Here is a 20,635-nt window from a genome sequence, read left to right as displayed (position 1 = left end):
TTATTTTACTTTGCCTCTTTACTGTATAAAAAAACAGGATAAACTGTATGAAAACACAGGTGTGTATTTTTACAGGAGAGCGCAGATGCTTACTCAATTAACTATCAATAATTTTGCTATCGTTCGTGAATTAGAAATTGATTTTCGTAGCGGTATGACAGCCATCACTGGTGAAACTGGTGCGGGTAAATCTATTGCAATTGATGCGCTTGGCCTGTGTTTAGGTAACCGTGGTGAAGCCAATATGGTTCGTCCTGGTGCTCAACGGGCTGATCTCTGTGCCCGCTTCTCGCTATCTGATGCAAAAATGGCCGCAAATTGGTTAGTAGAACACCAACTTGATAACCAAAACGAATGTTTATTACGCCGTACTATTGCCTCTGATGGGCGCTCAAGGGGCTTTATCAATGGCATATCGGTTCCCTTATCTCAACTCAGAGAATTAGGCACCCTATTAATCCAAATTCATGGCCAACATGCTCACCAACTGTTGCTTGATAATATTCATCAAAAATCCCTACTTGATGCCTATGCAAATCAGCAAGAATTGCTTGTACAAATGAAAAAAGCATGGCAATCATGGCATGATTCCTGTCAGCAACTCGCCGTATTTCAAAAGCAAATGCAAGAACGTGAGTCACGTCAGCAACTGTTGGATTACCATTTAAAAGAGCTCAATGAGTTTCTTCCTGTCCAAGGTGAATTTGAGGAAATTGACCAAGAATACAAACAACTCGCCAATCATGGTCAATTTTTAACGATTGGGCAAAATACAGCGCAAATTTTGTCTGAAGATGATGGTGCCAATGTTATCAGCCTGCTAAACATGGCAAAAAATGAATTAACCGACCTTGTTGCACTAAACCCTAAATTCTCAGGGTTACTTGATATGCTCGAAGAAGCATCAATACAAGTCAGTGAAGTCAGCGATGAAATAAAACATTATTGCGACCAATATGAGCTCGATCCTAATCGCTTGTTTGAACTTGAACAGCGCATTTCTAAGCAAATTAGCTTAGCCCGCAAGCATCGCATTGCTCCCGAGGCTCTACCTGAATTATTTCAACAGCTTTCATCTGAACAAGCGCAAATTGCCAACCAAAACGAAGATTGTGAGGCACTAAACGCACAAGTCTTTGCTGACCACCAAAAAGCACTCGCTTGCGCAGAACGCTTGCACCATGTTCGTTTACATTATGCACAAGAACTCAGCACACTTATTACAAATAGCATGCACCAATTATCAATGCCTCATGGCTTATTCACTATTGATGTAAAATTTATACCAGAACAACTCCAAATTGATGGCGCTTGTAAAATTGAATTCAATGTTACAACCAATCCAGGACAGCCACATCAAGCACTAGCAAAAGTCGCTTCAGGTGGCGAACTTTCACGTATAGCTCTTGCTATCCAAGTGATTACTGCGAAAAAAATGGATACCCCCGCATTAATTTTCGATGAGGTTGATGTTGGTATTAGTGGCCCTACCGCTGCCATTGTGGGTAAATTATTACGTGAACTCGGCGAATCGACGCAAGTGATGTGTGTAACGCATTTACCACAAGTTGCGGGATGTGGTCATCATCATTTTTATGTGAGCAAAGAAACAAATGGCATTGAAACTGAAACTCACATGCAATTATTAGACAAAAAAGCAAGATTACAAGAACTTGCAAGGCTTCTAGCAGGTTCTGAAGTCACAAAAAATACGTTGGCAAATGCAAAAGAATTGCTTGCGGCGTAATTTTTGACAACTTTTTTGCGCTCATGTGGTCTTAGAGTCGATAAGGAAGGTTTTAAAATGTATCAATGTCGATTATCATTGATGTTCTGACTCCAAAAGGAATGAGATATCCATGCGTTATAAATTGTTAACTGCTGCTGCACTATCACTCGCATTAATGTCTACGGGCTGTTCAATGATGGAACGTCTTGTCTATCACCCAGACATTAACCAAGGTAATTACCTCACAGCGAAAGATGTTGCTAAGATCCAAAAAGGAATGACACAGCAACAGGTCGCTTATACTTTGGGCACACCAATGTTATCCGACCCGTTTGGTACTCAAACCTGGTATTATGTATTCCGTCAAGAGCTGGGGCATGATCCAGTCAAACAAGAAACTCTGACACTTATTTTTGATCGCAATGGTATTCTTACTGACATCAAAAATGAGAAGAACCTTGCAGCTCAAGAATCGATGGAAGCTGCTGAGACTAAAACAGCTGACTAATAATGCATATGCATTGATATAGAACTAAAAATATAGCTACCTATAACTGGGCCTTGGCAGGTAGACGTGTGTTTTTATAAATGTCTGATAATGCCTTCTGAGCTATAAAGTCACCGCTGATATAAACAAAAAAACCGAGCAAATAGCTCGGTTTATCAATTAACTGAAGTTTAATTACTTTTCGATTCTTTCGATTCTTTCGATTTTTCAGCACGCTTACGGCGTAATTCTTTCGGATCTGCAAGCAAAGGGCGATAGATTTCAATCCGCTCCCCATCCTGTACAGTATCAGAAAGTTTTGCAGGACGACTATATATCCCTACTTTATTTTTTTTTAAATCAATATCGTCACGCAGTGAAAGAATACCTGAGGCGATAATTGCCTCTTCTATTGTTACACCTTCAGTAAGCTTTACGGATAGTAAATATTGTTTCTCTGGCAGTGCATACGCCACTTCAACATTAATATCAGACACTATAAACATCCTTAGCTCTTAATGTAAAAGCCTGAACCATATTATTAGCAAGTTCTTTAAATATTTTGCCAAATGCTAGTTCTATCAGTTTATTGGTAAATTCAAAATCAAGATGAAACTCAATTTTACAAGCATCCGCACTGAGAGGAATAAACCTCCACCCGCCAGACAACTTACTAAATGGCCCTTCTACTAATTGCATATGTATGCATTTGTTGTCTTCAAGCACATTTTTAGTGATGAACGTTTTGCTAATTCCCGCTTTGGATACCTCAACAGAAGCCGTCATTTCCTCAGCACTATGACTGATAATACGACTCCCCACACACCCAGGTAAAAAGCTTGGGTATGAAATTACATCATTTACGAGTTTATACATTTGTTCTGCGCTAAAAGGGACTAACGCAGAGCGACTAATCTGTGGCATATCAATTCCTATCCCTAAAAACTGGGCATATAATAGCACTATTGATTGGTTAAACAAAAAACAAAACCCATACAGGGCAAGAAATGCACAATCAAAAAAATATCAACGCAGAAAGATTTCTTTCGACTCAGCTTACAGTATAATGATTGCACTATGACAAAGAAAAAACCATATAAACCCGGTTCAGCAACAATTGCTATGAACAAGCGTGCTCGCCACGAATATTCTATCGAAGAGGAGTTCGAGGCGGGTTTGTCCCTACAAGGTTGGGAAGTTAAATCACTGCGTGCTGGCAAAGCCAACATCGGTGATAGTTACGTATTACTGAGAGATGGCGAAGCCTATTTATTTGGTGCTAACTTTACGCCTCTTAACGTTGCTTCTACTCATGTTGTTTGTGATCCAACACGTAGCCGTAAACTATTGTTAAACCAACGTGAATTAGACACCCTTTATGGTAAAGTCAACCGTGAAGGTTACACCGTCATCGCACTTTCACTCTATTGGAAAAATGCATGGTGTAAAGTAAAAATCGGTGTTGCAAAGGGTAAAAAAGCCCACGATAAGCGTTCTGATATCAAAGAACGTGAATGGCAACTTGATAAAGCACGTATAATGAAACATTCTAATCGCTAAGTCCTAGCTTTATAGGATAATTTTCTGTTATACTGCGTTCAACAACTTGGGGCTGATTCTGGATTCGACGGGATTTGCGAAACCCAAGGTGCATGCCGAGGGGCGGTTGGCCTCGTAAAAAGCCGCAAAAAAATAGTCGCAAACGACGAAAACTACGCTTTAGCAGCTTAATAACCTGCTTAGAGCCCTCTCTCCCTAGCCTCCGCTCTTAGGACGGGGATCAAGAGAGGTCAAACCCAAAAGAGATCGCGTGAATGCCTTGCCTGGGGTTGCAGCGTTAAATTTAATCAGGATAGTTTGTTGATGGCGTGTCTGTCCGCAGTTGGCAAATGAATTTAAAGACTAGACTAAGCATGTAGTACCGAGGATGTAGAAATTTCGGACGCGGGTTCAACTCCCGCCAGCTCCACCAAATTATCTTCTAAGGACGTCCAAAGAAGACTGAAAAGCCCGCTAACTCAATGAGTTGCGGGCTTTTTTATGTCCTGCGCAGTCTGATGTCACCTAATTAAATCCAATCATCTTAGGCACCTTGATAGGCACTTCGTTAACCTTTATGGTTTTTGAGGTGCCTAAAAACAATGGAACATCAAAAATGGCAAGACAAACCAAACCCTTATCAGTAAAAGAGATCGACGCAGCAAAGCCAAAACAGAGTGATTATGTCCTCTATGATGGCGATGGATTAGAACTATTGGTTAAATCCAATGGCAGCAAGTTGTGGTCATTTCGCTATACTCGCCCCCTCACTAAAAAGCGAGCTAAACAGATAGACCCTCAAGATCACCATAAAGAGCAAGTCCGTAACACCTTAGAAGCTAAGGCAAATACCTTTCAACTTGTCGCTGAACGTTGGTGGGAAGTGAAGAAGTCCACTGTAACAGAAGGCTACGGTAACGATATTTGACGTTCACTTGAACGAGATGTGTTTCCTGCCATTGGTGACATCAGCGTTACTGATATCAAAGCACATATATTGGTGCAAGCAATACAACCGGTACAAGCCAGAGGTGCATTAGAAACCGTTCGTCGCCTATGTCAGCGCATTAACGAAGTGATGATCTATGCTCAAAATAGTGGCTTAATTGATGCCGTTCCAAGTATCAACATTGGCAAAGCTTTTGAAAAACCCAAGAAAAAGAATATGCCAAGTATCCCCCCTGATCAGCTACCAAAGCTCATGTAGACAATGCGAACCGCTAGTATTAGCCTATCTACCCGATGTTTGTTTATGTGGCAACTGCTCACTATGTCCCGTCCAGCCGAAGCCGCTGAAGCCCGTTGGGATGAAATCAACTTTGAAACCAAGGAATGGAAAATACCTGCTGCTAGAATGAAGATGAACCGTGAGCACACTGTTCCATTATCTGACGCTGCCTTAGCTATTTTAGATCTAATGAAACCATTAAGTGGTAACCGTGAGTTTATCTTTCCTAGCCGTATCAAGCCGACTCAACCCATGAATAGCCAAACCGTCAATGCTGCATTAAAACGTGCCGGATTCGGTGGTGTATTGGTTTCTCACGGTCTTCGTTCAATAGCCAGTACCGCACTCAATGAACAGGGCTTCCCACCCGATGTGATTGAAGCCGCCCTAGCCCACGTAGATAAAAATGAAGTTAGACGCGCTTATAACCGCAGTGATTACTTAGAGCAAAGACGCCCTATGATGCAATGGTGGGCTGATTTTATTGAGGAAGCAGATAGAGGAAGTATTATTGAAGGAGGAATCAGAGGGATATCGCTAGTTGGGTAGTTTATACGCCAGTTCGGATTTGAACTGCGCTATAATGGTACAGAGCTATGCTTCGTCTAGATGTCAGCTTTGTGCCAAAAGCGGACGTTGGTCATACATTTGGCCGAATACACAATATTATTTTCTTTTACCAAAAATAGGCACACTTTGCGTAAATCTGCTGAAAAATGTATTTGTTGCTGAAAATGGAAAATCACCCTGGTTTAGACGATTAGAGCGGATCAGCTTAAAAATAACAGGCTCGTTAAAACTTATAATGTACTTGCATGCTTTAATCACAGCTCACAGAGGTTTAAATTAACGCATTGATTTATAATGGCAATTTGATTTTCATTGTTATCTAGCATAACAGGAGAATCTATGACAACATAATATACAAATTTTAGCACCCAGAGTTACCTAGGAACTGTAGTCACCCTATAGTTAAATTCAATTAATTGGATAGGACGACTAGACATTATGGATTTTCTAAAAAGAGCACTTATCAAAAAAGTAGTTGATGACCTCATTTGTCTGAATGGAACTGAGTTCGAATATTTTTGCAAACCAATATTTGAAATTATTGTCGGTGAGGAATCCATTCATAAAGGTAGTAATTTGTTTGCAAAACCTATTAGTCGAACGGTTGATTTCTCTACGAATAATTTTGAAATTGTTGGTCAGTGTGGGACGGATAATGATTACTTTGATGTTTTTGGGAAAAAATTTGAAGAACTGGTAGAGTTGAAGTTAGAAAATACAAAGCCGGTAAAAGATATTAAGTCAGCTCTGAAAAATAGTAGTCAATGTTCAAAAATTATTTTATTTGCAAATCAGGAAGCCAAAGGTGGCAGACTTGATAGCGTAAACAAGGTTATTCGTCATATTGGGATTAAACAAGAGGTTGTCGTTCTTGATTCAGAATATATTGCAAATATTGTTGCGGAAAATATTGGCAACCAACGATTTATTTTTTCAATAATTGATTATCTACCAACGGCAAGTCAAATCTACTCGGCAATTTCTATGCAAAATGATCTTCCTCCTTTCCCCCATGACTTTGTTGTCCGGGAAGATGAAAAAGCTATTATTGAAGCGATAAAGCAGAATAATGTTTCAGTTGTTCATGGAGTAAGTGGAATTGGTAAAAGCAAGATTGTTCTTGGAGTTGCTCACAAATTAAAAGCTGAATTTGACTCAATAATATGGGTAAGCTTGAGTGAGAACAAAAACTTTAACTTTAAGTCAGTTAAAGTTGGTGATTTTGACAACAACCTAAATTTAGCTAACCTTTGTTCTACATATAAAATCCTAGTTGTTTTAGATAATTTTTTTGGTAACGTTTCTGATATTAAATCAGAGTTTGAATCGTTTGCTAGGGATGAAAGTAGAGTAATAATAACCTCGTTAGAAAAAATAGCTGATAAGAAAATCTGTTTTCATCTATCTGAAATGACTAATAGTGAAGCAAAGGAAGTTATAGAAAAAAGAATAAATATTGATAGTAAATATATTGATGAAATAGTTGAGCATATAGGCGGTCACCCTCTCTGTTTGGAACTTGTATGCCAGGTGATAAGAGAAGAAAATTACAATAACCACGAACTACATGATTTCCTCGAAGAAATCAGTCAAATTACAGAAGAAATTGTACAAGGAAAGTCACAAACTATATCAGACTTAGTTATAGGAAAGTATGCAGATAAATTTCGAAGAGAGTTTTCTCTCATCTCACTTTTAGGTACTGAGCAAGTCAGTAACTACATCTTTAATAAAATCCTTGGAACAAGGGCAATTAGGAATCTTGAAAAGGTTTCTCTGATAGTTCGTTCAGGGGTGAATTATTCAAGCATTCACTCAATCGTTCTCCTTTCCATAAAAAATTTATTCAATAGTAGTGCAACAGAAATCTATGACCTTAAAAAAGAATTATGCGAAGTCCTCTGGGTAGAAAATGAGTTCAAAAAATCCGGGTACTATAGCTTTTGTGTAATGCATAACGACCTTTTGAAAAAACTTTATCGTGATGATTTATGTGACAAACATCGAAAATCTTTGTTGTATGCAATAATCCAAACCACAGATAATTTAGTTTTTAAATCTGAATTAATTGCTGAGGTTGAAGGGTTTGACTTAAGCAATAATAAATTTGAAGATATTCTTTTACTAATTGAAAGTATTGAGTTAAAGCTAATATCAATTGATAGAAAACTCCATGAAGAAAAGTATCAACTTGAATCAGATGAGATGATTCAAAAGCTTAATAAGATTAACTCAGTACTTGCCGATGGCTCGAATATAAAATTACTTGTTGAGCACCATATCGCAAAGATTTACTTCTGGAAAGGGGATATTGTAACGTCAAGGGATTTGTTCATTGAACTGCTCAGTAAGTTTCCAGATAGTGAGCAATGCATGCTACAACTAGCAAGGATTTATGATAATGAAAAGTTGTATGATGAAGTTGAAAAATACGTAGACAAAGTTTTAGGTAATATCAGTCCTAATCACTCGTATTCTGTAATACTTTCTTTTTACGATTTAATATCTAACTCGAAATACAAATCATGTCGAGAAAAATACATCCAGAATAGAGTTGAAGACTTTGTTGCAGATATATCTTTCACTTTGCGTTCCTCATTTGACCATCCCTATAGGGTGTTAAGTTCTCTATCTGGCTATCTTGGATATAACTTGCCTGAAGCGTTCGAGTCATTGAGTTCTAATTTGCCTGCTCCGGATAATGTAAATAAAAACACTAAACTTATGATAGCTTATGCTGATATACAGATGGCATTGTATCGTTTATATAAATATAGCAATGACGAGAATAAAGAGCAGAAGCTGGTAGAAACTTCTAAGCTTGCGGAACAGTATTATATAGACTCTCAGCCTAGTAACGATTTCGAAAACCTAAAAGTTGCGAAGTTCTTTATCGAGATAGGTCGATATGAGCAGGCGGGTATTTACCTCGATAAAATTGAAAAAAAGGATCCATTTTTTTATCAAAGCACTGCCAAGCAACTTAGAGGAATGGGTGAAGATAAAGGAGCAATTATAGCTATTGATAAATCAATCGAAGGGGCTAAACGTGGTGATTGTAGAGCTTGGTTCTTGCCGAGTTTTTTGAATGACAAAGCAGAGATACTGATAAAAAGCGACATAAATGAAGCTATTAAAGTAATTGCCGAAGCTATAGATAAACAAAATGACCTAAAAACAAAGAAAGCTTGGCAGACTAAAGCTGAGCGATGGGCGGCCAATTGCTAAAAAAACGCTGCATACGGAAAAATTACTCTCTACAATCAAATTTTTCTGATGAGTGCAGCGTTACGTCTGCTCCTCGCTCCTTTCGGGATAACAATCATAATTAAATCTCTACATCATAGGAGATTTAATTATGTCTAAGTCACCGTGGAATAAAAATCGTATCATTGGGCAAAAACGACCTCTTAAAATATCTCATATCTGGGGGATCCGTATTAGACTAGAGTTAGAAGGAAAAATTCGCGACTTAGCTTTGTTTAATTTAGCCTTGGATAGTAAACTTCGAGGCTGTGATCTCGTTAAGTTGAAGGTATCAGATGTTGCATATGGTAGTTCAGTCTCCAGCAGAGCAACTGTGTTGCAACAAAAGACTGGTAGTCCTGTCCAATTTGAGCTGACTAAGGGAACTAGAGATTCAGTTACTGCATGGATAAGAATGGCTCACTTGCAGAGTGCGGACTATATTTTCCAATCCCGAGTAGGTTCTGCTCAACATATTTCTACCAGACAATACAACCGTATTTTTCATGGTTGGATTGAAAAGCTAGGCCTTGATAATTCGTTATATAGCACGCATTCAATGCGCAGAACCAAGCCGTATCTGATCTACCAGAAAACAAAGAATCTTCGTGTAATTCAGCTATTACTTGGACATAAAAAACTAGAAAGCACGGTTCGTTACCTTGGCATTGAAGTCGATGATGCATTGGAGATTTCTGAGTCAATTGAAGTATAAATCTATCGGGGCTGTTTATCAGCCCTGTGCCAATAGCGGATGTTGTTTAAACATGAGCTAGTTATGTGCTACAAGGATGCTTTTGTATTACTAAATCGATATGTTCTGACTGATCTGCTTTAATCAAACAGGACACTTTAATAATGGAATATAATCCAATTATCTGCAGGTATTATTAGTTGGACGATTTACATTTTGTGTTAGTTGTTCCATGGTTGGCGTTAATCTATTCAATTTGGTCAAATCAGTTTATTGAATCTTACATCTAGGCAGTTTATTGCTTAAAACGGACGGTATATATCCTTATTCATTCAAACTGCAGGTTGGTTGGCCGCACTCAGCCAGCTGGGTCACATACTGATGTATATTCCCAGCCTATCTTTCCTTGCCGTCTTCCTGCAACTTGAATGACATTGGGTATAAAGAGCAGGACATTCCGGCATAAACTCTGAATGCAGGCTTAATACGGTTTCATCCCGAGCTCTTCGCTGCAATTTGAAAGCTATAGGGTATATGGTATCGTACGCGTCAGAAATACCTTTAAGAGAGCCCTTCACGGTGGAAAAAAAGAAAACCTTCCTGCAGCAGAAAAGCGGCTTGCACCCGCGTAACCGTCATCGTTCACGCTATGATTTCCCGGCGCTGATCGCCAGCTGCCCTGCACTGGAGCCGTTCGTCAAGCCGAACGCCTGGGGCGACATCTCGGTAGATTTTGCCGATCCTGCGGCGGTTAAAATGCTCAACCGTGCGTTGCTGCAACATTTTTATGGCATCGAACACTGGGACATTCCCGCCGATTATCTGTGCCCGCCGATCCCCGGGCGTGCCGACTATTTACACCATCTGGCTGACCTACTGGCGACCAGCAACGGCGGCGAGTTCCCTCGCGGTAAAGGCGTGGCGATCCTTGATGTGGGTGTTGGCGCCAACTGTATTTATCCTATTATTGGCCTGCGTGAATACGGCTGGCGTTTTACCGGTTCGGAGATTAATCCGATATCGCTCAATTCGGCCAAAATGATCGTGGAGATGAATCCGACACTGAGAAACAGCGTACGCCTGCGTTTACAAAAACAACCCGAATTTATTTTGAACGGCATCATCGGCGTGGCGGAGAAATTTGATGCCACACTGTGTAATCCACCGTTCCACAGCTCTGAACAGGAAGCACAAGCCAGCACCCGTCGCAAACTGCACAAACTGGGTAAAGGCGAGGTAGCCGACACGCCGGTACATAACTTTGGCGGCAAAAATAAAGAGCTATGGTGTGAAGGCGGTGAAGAAGCCTTTGTGCGTAAAATGGTAGAGGAGAGCGTTAGCCTGGCGCAAAACTGCCTGTGGTTCACCTCGTTGGTTTCTAAAAACACTACCTTGCCTTCGATTTATCACGCGTTGAAGCTGGTGGGTGCGGCCGAAGTCCGTACCATTGAAATGGCGCAGGGGCAAAAAATCAGTCGCTTCGTGGCCTGGACTTTCCACGACGCACAACAGCAGGCCGCCTGGGCGGAAGAACGCTGGCGTTAATTTCCCTAGTGCCGGTTATTTAATCGGCACCGATAAAACTTCGCATTTCTCTTTCAATTTCTACACATCCCATGAGTCTCCTTTCCTCCCTCCTGTTTTAAATGACTAGCAGAACTAGGCAGTACTCACTGCAGCATTATTCATCGAATCCGTTTCTGCTAAAATCTATCGTACATGAAGAGGCTCAGACGTAATTCACGGTCAAGCAGCTTAGCCAGCCCCCATTTATTGGTGCTTAGAATTGTTCGTAATCCTCTATCAGCAGCGAAAACATCAGGTGGGGGCTGGGCAATACAAGTGGCAGCGACAGTGTATTGATAACCTGTTTTTTGGTCAACTTCATCATTTATGCCTATGTTAAGTTAATCAGATTAACCTTCCCGATAAACAAGGTCCTCATTCACCGACCGTGAATGTCTATATATCGCTCTTTCAGGATAACAGACATTATTAAATCCCTACGTCACAGGAGATTTAATTATGGCTGAGCTACAAAATGCAGAACTACTTTTATGTTGTATAAACCTTGATGCGTGTATCTACCCGCTTGAAAACGTTAACACCTTCAGATGATTGTTGCTCATCTTGAGTGAAAACACCAAGAAATCGATATAGTGTCCGGTTCAGCTCATCACGAGAGTGAGCCATTACGATACGATAACGCCAAGTTTCCCTATAGTTGCGTGTTGGATTAAGACTTTTTTCCGTTATCAGGTCACCATCAATGGAAAGTGAGTTGTCCCACTCCCCCGCCTTATACAACCGCGGAAACCAAACCATCACATCTCCGTCCAAACCGATTGCTTTTACAACAGTCTCTGGCACTCGCCAGCTACCTGATTGGTGGTGTCCTTTATCTCCATAACCAAAGCACTGCAAAGCATCCTTGTGATATCGGAATGCAGCGTAAGGGCCTACTTCAATAACGCCTTCGTCAATATGCTTTTGAGCAGTATAACGGGTGCCATAGTCCCAAGAACGGAACACGCCTTGTGCTTTCTGTTGAGCTTTTATATCCCTAACAAGAACAATGAATTCGTCAACAAGATGATTAATCTTGTCCAGTGTCGTGTTATGAGCTGGAATTCGTTTTTCAATAAAGCCTGTCGCTTCCATGATGTCCAAACGGCGGATTCCGTCAGCCATTTTAGCTTCATCACTATCATGGTGCGCCTCGTCTATTTCAAGATACAGCTTCAGCTGCGGAAAAAGCAGGTCTGTGAGATAAATCTTTCCGGAGTGCCCTTCCTTTCGAATACACTGCTGGCAAACGAACTCAAGCTCAGGGTCACTCAACCTGTGAAAAATGCGGTTGATGATGTAGTGTTCCCAGCGCTTGTGAGAGATTTTTGATAGTGCCCGAAGGATATAATCATCTTTACTCATGCTAATACCATTTAAAAGCAAATAAACAACCCGACAAAAGACTTAACTTGGACGCCTGTTTTCGCAAGCATAATATCAAAATAGTAAACATATCATCGCCATAATACTTAGTGCTGTAGTTACATCCGTCTAAATTGTGTCGGCCACTTTAAAATAACTTAGGTTTCTTGCATTCATATATCTTTTTTTCTTTTGTTGGAAAAGTAATAGCAATTCCACTTTCACGTATGTAAGAAGTCTTTAAATTATCTACGTATTTTTCATCTTTCAACAGTGTGCGCTGTTTGCTTTCGCAAAACTTGATGAGGTCATTTTTATTGCACAAATTATTGAGGCATGGACCCTCTACAACCTTATTACCCGCCACTTCAGCCGAATCGCTTTTTATCCTAGAAGAAAAGGGTTTATCTCTGTCTTTAATCAGCTGAACTACTGCTGACTGCGAGCCAGTATAATCGATTGGCACAGTAAGAAATCTCAATCCATCTTCATAGGTTATCTTGCTCTGAACATGCAGCGTTTCAAAAATAATGTCATTTGTATCAAGCTTAGAGCATAAAGTTTCGGCAATATCATAATCTTCATTAATAAAACCCTTTGCATATTCATCTGCTTGTTTTAATAGTTTATTTCTGGCTTGACGCGACAACTCTTTTCCTTTTGCATCTTGGTAAATAGGATTGTCATAATTCGTGTAACTTTTATTCCAACTTTCTATACCAAAAATACACAGATCATTCCCCTCTGTAGAGCACCCAGAAGAAGTAATAGCTACAACCATCAGGAAGGCAATACGTTTGAATTTACACACTTTCACTCCTTAAAAGTCCTAATAATTCAGTTGGTAAGCAAAGACATTACTGTTAATTCTAGATTTAATCTTAAATATAACCTAAATTCAGGATATTTATTATTCATAAAAATCAATGCAAGGTAGTAATTACGAGATATAGTAAAAATAGCGCTATTTTAGAAACTAAAAAATATCTGCATACGCAAGGCTACAAACATGAAATCCAAGAGTGCCATTGTTTTAAAAGAACTCAGATCTAAATTACGTCCCGCATCAGTGGCACAGGTAGGTGGTTTTCGCCCTACAGCAGACCCCATTACATCTTGGTTTTTGAAAGGAGTCGCTCTACCGGGTGAAGGATTACCAGTCTGGAAAGGAGTACCGATGTTTCCACTTCTTCAGATTCGTGTAGATGAGCTTCCCGTGATCCCTGAACAATTGAAGGGCATTGCACTCCTTGTGCTCTACCACAATATGGAAAGCCACCCGTTTGATAAACCTCATGGAGAAGGTTGGCTAATACGTGAATATACCACCCTTGAGGGACTGGAGTTATTGCCTGCAATAGACACGCCGTACCGTGCATTTCCGATTCGATGGTTGCATGTCAATGATGATGCTCCAGGATGGGAGGATGCTTGGGATATTGTTGACCTTTCCGACGTAAACGAGGATGAAGAAGCAAGTGACTGCTTCTTTGATGATTTTAACCGATATAGAGGAACCAAAGTCGGAGGCTATCCGATGGAGATACAACATGGTGCGGGAATTCAAGATTTTGTCTTTCAGGTGGGATCAGAGGAAAAAGTAAACTGGATGTGGGCAGACAATGGTATCGGTTACTTTCACAAGTCACCAGAGGGAGTCTGGACGTTTTCATGTCAGTTTTATTAGAATTACAACGTCCGCTCTTCGCTCAAAGCCTAAATTCGCCAGAGCCAACGTCGCTTGGGTTCTTGCCAGCTTCCTTCCCAGAGATCAAAACGCTTGAGTTGTCCAAGTTTGTATAGAATAACATCTTCCCCCATGGATGAGAGAGTTCTCTCTGAAATTAAAATACCAAAAAGGCCTTCAGCGACTGGAAAAATTTCGCATTCTGATGTCAGTGATCCCAGCGTTTTTTCTATCTTCTTACGATCTACTTTTACAATTAGTTGGAGTCCCATTAGCTTTTAAACTCCATAATGGCTACATGCTCAAGCACTTGTCTAATCTGGGCTTGAACTTGATCAGAGATTGATTGTCCTCTGATGTCATAAACGATCCAGCAAGTTCGAATGTGCGGTGGAAGCTGCGTGACTCCCCAGGATATTCTAGCAAGATTGTACGCAATACTGAGCTTTATCGATTCCTGAGATACCAAGCTGTGGTTCGCTACAAGAATAAACTCGCCATACTCTTCATTTATAAATTCAGGGGTAAACATACACCTCCCTTTTATTATCTTTGTCAATTTATATCAATTGAATACTATCATTACAATTAGTTTTCATAGCAACAATTTTGATCAAGCAACTATGTACACACATCGCTCTGTGATTACAGATTTAATAAATTTGCCCGCTTTGCAAAACGAACGAAACTAACATCATCTCAAATGGTTGAATAGCCACCAATTCAGTATCTTGTTATGCCTTTGGATCACTGGCGTATTGTTAACACATTTCCAGCTTATCGCCCTTATCATGAACCCGTGTGGGATCACATTGATGTATTTCGCTTTATATCTCTTGGCTTTGGTTATCCCACAACTCTTGGCGCAATTAGGCTTGTGGGTTTTAAGTACCTTTAAGGGGATTGATTATAAAATTCATTTCAACCCCAAATTAATTGCCATTATATCTACCATCATTATCGGATTAACCCTTTCTGGCCTACTGATTATCATGTCATCCAGTTGGCTATACGGTTTTACTGAAGGTATCGCCATCACGATATTGCTGATTGATTTGCTTATCACCACTGGTATTGCCTTTTATCTTTATCGGCGAATTCGTCACTGGGTTTCAGTGCAACTAAACCGTCAGTCATCACATTAACCATGGTCAGCAATTTTATTGTCGATACCTTATTCACAATTCACCAGATAACCATCGAATACGCCATATCAGGGAAAACCAAGCACCCATTAGACGGTGTTCATAAAGTGTCAATCTGACGTTTCTATTTATGTTGATAGGAATTTATAATGAAAAGATATGTAGTTGTAACTGTATTGGCCTCACTGTGGTTGATGACGTCACCTGTCTCTGCCACCAGCCAGCCTCCTAAAAATACCATTTGGGAATATAAAGGGGATGGCGGTAAAACCTTATGGCAAGTGTGTGGAAGCCTGAATAATACTTGTAGGATTGTGGGCTCAACCAAGCATTATGTTGCAGTACTAAATCATAAATCCGCGTCAGGTTGTGCATTTGGTGATTTTTATATCGTGGCAAGAACTGACGGAAACTGGCAACAACGCGATACGGGCACTTGTAGCCCTAACGCCTATGTCCAAAAAGGAACCATTAATAATGGTCAGTACTCTTCGGTCGATATTGGTGTTAGCGGGACGATTGTAGCTCGTTACCCCATTGGGTATTGGAGTATGCAAAAAGAGTTCTCAGGCAAGAACCGACCGCGCTGGAAAGAAAAAGACCGAACTAAAGGTGGATTGCAAACTAATCAACAATAAATCTATATTCTCGCTACCGTTACTTACGGTAGCGAGGACAATACAAGATAACAAAAGGTAACGTAATGAATAAGATAAAAAGCCTATTTGCGATAGGACTATTGGCAGTCAGTGCATTTAGCTTGGCTGAAGAACAACAGCGTTATGCGAGCATCACACATACCAGCTCAAACTTTATTAACCAAGGCTACTGTGGTTATTCATTTACCCTCGATAATGGCGGTAACCATATGGTTCTAGACCATGCGGAGTTTGGTGCGCTTGAGATAACCTTAAGAATGAAAGATGGGCAAGGAAAAGTATTAGGGGATACAGTACTAGAAGTGGAACCTTTTGGCGATTCTAGCGCCACTCGTGCCACGTTTGCTGGATTGGAAATTCCGTGTGAGGATGTTGCTGAGTTTCAAGTGATTAAAGCGGTAGAAGATCAAAATGGTCGTAAGGTTGAATTACCGTTATCGATCTTTGAGGCTAATAACCCAGAGTTAGCTAAAATGAGTGTGGCAGAGAAAAAATAATCATTTTTTAGCTTTCTATCAAGGTAACTTATGGCAGACCGAATGATCTGCCATTCTTGTTTTTTGATTTATCGGTTTTGAGTAAAGAGCAGACATTAATGCAGGACTCATCAATAATAAGAAGTAAAAATGGGCAATTATATAACCTGTAATATTCTATATAGCATTTTTCTTCACTAGCGCTCTAGTAAGAGCTGTTTTTAATTCTCTCCTGAATTCATTTTGGGTCTTAAACAATAACAATCTATTTGATTTAAGGTCAACAGGGACTTCATCTAAAGACTGAGAAACTATAATTGTTCCCTTATCAATAGCATGTGCAATACCAAGTTCGTAAAATACATTAGAGTTTCTTCCGTCTATATTGGCGATAACTAATCTTGCCTTACAAATCTGCTTGAGTATGTGTGGCAGCAAATCACCAGATATATAGTCTTCATCCCCCCTATAGCAACGAAGACCTACTTCTCGGCAGACTTCAGATATAGTGTTAAATGTATCCTGATATTTAGGATGAAACGGCGTTAAGACAAAAACACTATCATTTTCAACTCTCATATCATTTTCTGATAAACCATGGGCCTTAAGAAAATCAGTCAACATTACATCATGCTTTCCATCAAGTGACATTTCCCTTTTTTGAGCAGAGAGGATCAAATGATTCATATCTTTCCATCGCTCTTCCGTTCTAACCAAACGATCCATGATCTCGTACATTTTCTTTTCATAAGATTCACGAAGCATTTCTAAATGTGATCTATTTTTTTCTTCATCATAATGTCTTTGCCTATTATTGTTATAATAAATTATAGCTAGAAGCATCACTGAAATCCATATTCCAGATAGTATAAAGATAGTCTGGAAATCAAATTGTGTCATTTTGTAATAGTCTCCTTAATGAAGTTCAGAGCAAGAATAACACCAGTAATAGATGCAATATAATTTACCGAACTCAAAATAAAGGCAAAAATATAACAATCGCGTTCAAAGCAAGCATTAGAACGACGCCAAAAGAATACAATAAGTATTGTAGCGATTATATATGTAATAAATAGTAAAAGTCCCTCTCCGAATTTATCTCCCGCTTTAATTGTATAAGCAACAGCAAATGACATTGCTAAAAAAGCGATGTCAACAGGTAATTCCATTAATGATTGAATAAAAATTGGAGCTGTTGATGCCCTGTCAATCAATAGCTTTAAAAAAAATGCTAGTGCAAGCAAAACTACTGGTAGTAATATATCTAATGAAAACATTACTTATCTCAATTTCCTCGGATTTAATCCCTTGCCATAGGCATAACACTACAATAACGGAATGTTGGCAAGTCCACTGGTACTGCTACTTTAATAGTCAGCCAAATTTAAATAAATCTCTAAGCAGTGATTATATATGCTTGATTTACAAAAATGAAGTCTCACTACTGCCTAATAATTACAAGCTGTCACCAGCGGCCTTAATGCTCCCGATGAATCCAGATTATTAGCCTATTGTAATCAGACCACCAAATTTTATTGCTCGCTTCACTAATCAGTCATGTTAGAATAGTAAACTACTTTTTTAGCCCACATCACAAAAACAGTAAAATAAACTTTAGGCCCAACAATGGGCCCAAACTAAAAGTTGAATTTGATTTTATTGATTTAAAATCAATACCATACAAGCTTAATTCAAACTCCGCCAGCCCAAATTTGGTGGGTCAGTGATAGGACAACAGGTTTAAAAACAGGAAGTTAGCAAAATCAGTTGGACTAGACACTGGCAACATTAAGACTAGAAAGTGCACGTGAAATGCACGCGCATTTGAAAGTTACAAAAACCCCGAGGGTCACTCCTTGGGGTTTTCTATTTATAGCAGCATGTAATTAAAATTTCCCTACTGGCACTATAACTACTAATAAACATCAATCTCTTGTTTGAAAAACACCTTTCCCCATCTTTAAGATTAAGCGCATTCCACATAAGAATTATATCTATTACTAGCAACAAGCCATGATAAACTACGTAGTTTTAAACGCTTATGAGCCCAGTATGACCCAAAAACATAAATTAGCTTATCTGGATTCTTTAAGAGGTATCGCAAGTTTAATTGTTGTGATATCCCATTTATCCTTGATTTACTTTCCTTTTTTACATAATTTTGACTCGACGCCTATTTCAGATGAGTTTGCTACACAGCGCTGGATACACAATAGTCCATTTGGATTCTTCTATTCTGGCACCTCAGCAGTGTTTGTATTCTTTGTTATGAGTGGGATCGTGCTAAGCCTAAGCGCCTCAAGCAAAAATATCCCTTTATATAAAAATATTGCAGCTCGTTATATTAGGTTAGGCATTCCAGCGGCTATGTCTTGCTTAGTTGCCTATTTTGCCTATGTTTTAGTCAATCACTATCATCTCGCACAAAGTGATAATTATATAAATGACGCTTTTGAAATTAAAAATGCAGGCTTTCTTAATGCTTTATATTACGGGCTTGTTCGCTCAATCTTCTATCTTAGAGGATCGATGGAATATAACCCTGTGCTATGGACAATGGCGATTGAGTTTTATGGTTCACTGGCTTTGTTTATTGCTTATAAACAAAAACACCCTTTAAGAGTTATGTTTATCATCGCTATCTTATTCATGGCAATTAATACGACTGTATTTCTAGGTATTTTCAGTTTTTATATTGGGATGCTCATAAAAGAAAAATTCAGCGAGTATAAAAACAATGCCGTTAGCCTGTTATTAATCATATTAGGTCTGTATTTTGCTGGTATACATACATCTAGCCTAAGCTATAGTTACATTGCAAACCTAGCTGGCAAACATAGTTATGATATATTCAATTTTATATCTGGTGTTTTGATTGTGTTAGGTGTGATGAGCAATACCACTATTCAACGGTTCCTTTCACATTCATTTTTAGTCTGGTTTGGTTCTTTATCATTTCCGCTCTATTTAATCCACTGGGCTACAATCTATGTTTTCTCAAACCTGTTTTATTTATACGGCTTTGAAAACTCGTTGATTAATAGCGTAGCTATCATCGTTATATCAATTCTTATCGCAAGCATCTTCGTTAAAGTCGATACAATATCCATCAAATTATCGAAGAAAATAAAGCAATAACCTGAAGTGAATGGCGAAGAATTTCGCCATTCATCATATCTGTTTTAACTAATACGATACCAGCCCATCAACATGATATAAACATTTGTTACTGCTAAAGCTGCTCCTGAACCTAAGTTTTCTGTATTCCCTGAATAGGTATGAGTGTGCCCTCCATGTCGAGATGTACTACCACTCCAGGTACTCGCAGCATTGAAAACATACTTACGGGAACTGGTCATATTACTTCCTGTGTACCCACCATTACCAGAGCCATTTGCAAGTGAAAATGCCCCTGTGGCATAAGTATATAGATTGGAATCATTCCTCATATACCCAAGCTCACCCGTGATATTCATCGTGCCCCGCGTATGATCGTGAGCGCCACCGGAAGCCGTTGTACCTGAGAATTTCAATGGTGTAGCAGGGAGGTGACCTTTACCAATGGTCACCGAGTCCGAACCGACAGTTGTTAACACATTCGCACCACTTGCAGCAGCTAATCGAATGGTTTTATTTTCGCCGATATACTGCCATTTCGTACCAGGGAATAACGTATTGGGGTTCTTATTTTGTGCAAACCACACAATAATACCAATCGGGTAAATGGTATTAAGATTGACTGCATTTTGTAATGCATCGGTGACGGCTTTCTGACTCATCACGCTAGTTGTTGATGCGCCAGTCGATTGGACGACACTACTTGTATTAAGCTTATTATTAAGCCCGTTATTGAGCGCTGTGTTTGTTGCATAATCCCCCGACGGTTGATAGCTCCCCTTGGCTTGGTAGCGTCCGTCCCCTTCCGCTTTGGTGTAGCTCTCGCCTTTGAGTGCATAATTCCCCGCAGGGGCATAATTGCCCTTAGCTTGATATTTAGTGTCAGACTCTGCTTTAGAATAGCTATAACCTGCCGCTTGATAACTACCTTTGGGTTGATACCTGCCATCAGACTCTACCTTCGTATAGGCATCCCCTTTTAAGGCATAGTCCCCTGATGGCACAGAGCAGCCCATCGGATTAGATTTAGCTCTATGTCGCAGCATTGCCAAATTAGTGCTGAATTAATACAACTCAACACTAATAATTAAATCAAGTTAAACTAAAATCAAATTATAAATATATCT

The 20,635-nt window shown here is 39.5% G+C and carries 20 protein-coding genes, 1 other RNA gene and 1 pseudogene; 13 read left to right on the top strand and 9 right to left on the bottom strand.

All coding sequences use genetic code 11. The features are described 5' to 3' along the window. The first annotated feature begins 85 nt into the window (after positions 1-85). Both recN and bamE read left to right on the top strand, forming a co-directional pair. Complete coding sequence (gene recN, locus AABS66_RS15695) at positions 86-1,747, top strand: DNA repair protein RecN (protein WP_272539174.1); 1,662 nt, start codon at positions 86-88, stop codon at positions 1,745-1,747. Positions 1,748-1,859: 112 nt separating this feature from the next. Then, complete coding sequence (bamE, locus tag AABS66_RS15690; protein WP_206082529.1) at positions 1,860-2,237, top strand: outer membrane protein assembly factor BamE; 378 nt, start codon at positions 1,860-1,862, stop codon at positions 2,235-2,237. Between the two features lie 170 nt (positions 2,238-2,407). Here the strand turns inward: bamE and AABS66_RS15685 are convergent, their stop codons facing one another. Further along, the gene (locus AABS66_RS15685) at positions 2,408-2,713 is read right to left on the bottom strand and encodes an RnfH family protein (RefSeq protein WP_430225167.1); all 306 of its coding nucleotides are present in this window, start codon (positions 2,711-2,713) and stop codon (positions 2,408-2,410) included. Beyond that, on the bottom strand, positions 2,706-3,140 hold the full coding sequence (locus AABS66_RS15680; RefSeq protein ID WP_206082531.1) for a type II toxin-antitoxin system RatA family toxin: 435 nt from the start codon (positions 3,138-3,140) through the stop codon (positions 2,706-2,708). Before AABS66_RS15680 ends, AABS66_RS15685 begins: the two co-directional genes overlap by 8 nt. A 153-nt stretch (positions 3,141-3,293) precedes the next feature. Here AABS66_RS15680 and smpB point away from each other — a divergent pair, with 153 nt between their 5' ends. From smpB to rlmF, 6 genes and pseudogenes are all read left to right on the top strand, one after another. Continuing rightward, the gene (smpB, locus tag AABS66_RS15675; protein ID WP_206082532.1) at positions 3,294-3,776 is read left to right on the top strand and encodes an SsrA-binding protein SmpB; all 483 of its coding nucleotides are present in this window, start codon (positions 3,294-3,296) and stop codon (positions 3,774-3,776) included. A 48-nt stretch (positions 3,777-3,824) separates the two neighbouring features. Then, positions 3,825-4,188: a transfer-messenger RNA gene (gene ssrA / locus AABS66_RS15670) on the top strand. A 183-nt stretch (positions 4,189-4,371) separates the two neighbouring features. Beyond that, positions 4,372-5,532: pseudogene (locus AABS66_RS15665) on the top strand (integrase domain-containing protein). A gap of 459 nt (positions 5,533-5,991) precedes the next feature. Then, a complete protein-coding gene (locus AABS66_RS15660) occupies positions 5,992-8,781 on the top strand; it encodes a hypothetical protein (RefSeq protein WP_430225154.1) in 2,790 nt (929 codons plus the stop codon). Between the two features lie 130 nt (positions 8,782-8,911). Next, on the top strand, positions 8,912-9,514 hold the full coding sequence (locus AABS66_RS15655; protein ID WP_349484549.1) for a tyrosine-type recombinase/integrase: 603 nt from the start codon (positions 8,912-8,914) through the stop codon (positions 9,512-9,514). Positions 9,515-10,072: 558 nt separating this feature from the next. Continuing rightward, positions 10,073-11,038 (top strand): 23S rRNA (adenine(1618)-N(6))-methyltransferase RlmF, encoded by a 966-nt coding sequence (gene rlmF / locus AABS66_RS15650; protein ID WP_272539173.1) that lies wholly within the window; start codon positions 10,073-10,075, stop codon positions 11,036-11,038. A gap of 510 nt (positions 11,039-11,548) precedes the next feature. Here the strand turns inward: rlmF and AABS66_RS15645 are convergent. Together AABS66_RS15645 and AABS66_RS15640 are read right to left on the bottom strand one after the other, a co-directional pair. Further along, positions 11,549-12,424, bottom strand: coding sequence for an AbaSI family restriction endonuclease (locus AABS66_RS15645; protein ID WP_430225153.1), 876 nt, complete (start codon positions 12,422-12,424; stop codon positions 11,549-11,551). 148 nt (positions 12,425-12,572) lie between these two features. Next, on the bottom strand, positions 12,573-13,235 hold the full coding sequence (locus tag AABS66_RS15640) for a hypothetical protein (RefSeq protein ID WP_430225152.1): 663 nt from the start codon (positions 13,233-13,235) through the stop codon (positions 12,573-12,575). A gap of 198 nt (positions 13,236-13,433) precedes the next feature. Between AABS66_RS15640 and AABS66_RS15635 the strand changes: the two genes are divergently transcribed. Beyond that, positions 13,434-14,111, top strand: a complete 678-nt coding sequence (locus AABS66_RS15635) for a DUF1963 domain-containing protein (protein ID WP_272523737.1) — start codon at positions 13,434-13,436, stop codon at positions 14,109-14,111. Between the two features lie 29 nt (positions 14,112-14,140). On the opposite strand, the gene AABS66_RS15630 is transcribed toward AABS66_RS15635, so the two are convergent. Then, a complete protein-coding gene (locus AABS66_RS15630; protein ID WP_430225151.1) occupies positions 14,141-14,383 on the bottom strand; it encodes a hypothetical protein in 243 nt (80 codons plus the stop codon). After that, positions 14,383-14,643 carry a hypothetical protein gene (locus AABS66_RS15625; RefSeq protein ID WP_206082587.1) on the bottom strand — a complete coding sequence of 87 codons (261 nt, stop codon included), beginning with the start codon at positions 14,641-14,643 and terminating at the stop codon, positions 14,383-14,385. The genes AABS66_RS15630 and AABS66_RS15625 overlap by 1 nt, the downstream gene beginning before the upstream one ends. A 283-nt stretch (positions 14,644-14,926) precedes the next feature. Between AABS66_RS15625 and AABS66_RS15620 the strand changes: the two genes are divergently transcribed. The 3 genes from AABS66_RS15620 (at position 14,927) to AABS66_RS15610 (ending at position 16,412) form a co-directional block, all read left to right on the top strand. Then, complete coding sequence (locus tag AABS66_RS15620) at positions 14,927-15,256, top strand: hypothetical protein (protein ID WP_430225150.1); 330 nt, start codon at positions 14,927-14,929, stop codon at positions 15,254-15,256. 149 nt (positions 15,257-15,405) lie between these two features. Beyond that, complete coding sequence (locus AABS66_RS15615) at positions 15,406-15,894, top strand: hypothetical protein (protein ID WP_430225149.1); 489 nt, start codon at positions 15,406-15,408, stop codon at positions 15,892-15,894. 65 nt (positions 15,895-15,959) lie between these two features. Continuing rightward, the gene (locus AABS66_RS15610; RefSeq protein WP_430225148.1) at positions 15,960-16,412 is read left to right on the top strand and encodes an IrmA family protein; all 453 of its coding nucleotides are present in this window, start codon (positions 15,960-15,962) and stop codon (positions 16,410-16,412) included. Between the two features lie 156 nt (positions 16,413-16,568). Here the strand turns inward: AABS66_RS15610 and AABS66_RS15605 are convergent, their stop codons facing one another. Further along, entirely contained in the window at positions 16,569-17,291 is a 723-nt protein-coding gene (locus tag AABS66_RS15605; protein ID WP_430225147.1) for a hypothetical protein, read from the bottom strand. Continuing rightward, on the bottom strand, positions 17,288-17,668 hold the full coding sequence (locus tag AABS66_RS15600) for a hypothetical protein (RefSeq protein WP_430225146.1): 381 nt from the start codon (positions 17,666-17,668) through the stop codon (positions 17,288-17,290). Before AABS66_RS15600 ends, AABS66_RS15605 begins: the two co-directional genes overlap by 4 nt. Positions 17,669-18,443: 775 nt before the next feature. On the opposite strand from AABS66_RS15600, the gene AABS66_RS15595 reads away from it, so the two are divergent. Continuing rightward, a complete protein-coding gene (locus tag AABS66_RS15595) occupies positions 18,444-19,529 on the top strand; it encodes an acyltransferase family protein (RefSeq protein ID WP_430225145.1) in 1,086 nt (361 codons plus the stop codon). A gap of 44 nt (positions 19,530-19,573) precedes the next feature. On the opposite strand, the gene AABS66_RS15590 is transcribed toward AABS66_RS15595, so the two are convergent. Then, positions 19,574-20,524, bottom strand: coding sequence for a phage baseplate protein (locus tag AABS66_RS15590; protein ID WP_430225166.1), 951 nt, complete (start codon positions 20,522-20,524; stop codon positions 19,574-19,576). Between the last annotated feature and the right edge of the window lie 111 nt (positions 20,525-20,635).

This window comes from Providencia sp. SP181 (genome assembly GCF_050446505.1).
Classification (GTDB): Bacteria; Pseudomonadota; Gammaproteobacteria; order Enterobacterales; family Enterobacteriaceae; genus Providencia; species Providencia vermicola.
This window is presented reverse-complemented; position numbering and strand designations above follow the sequence as displayed.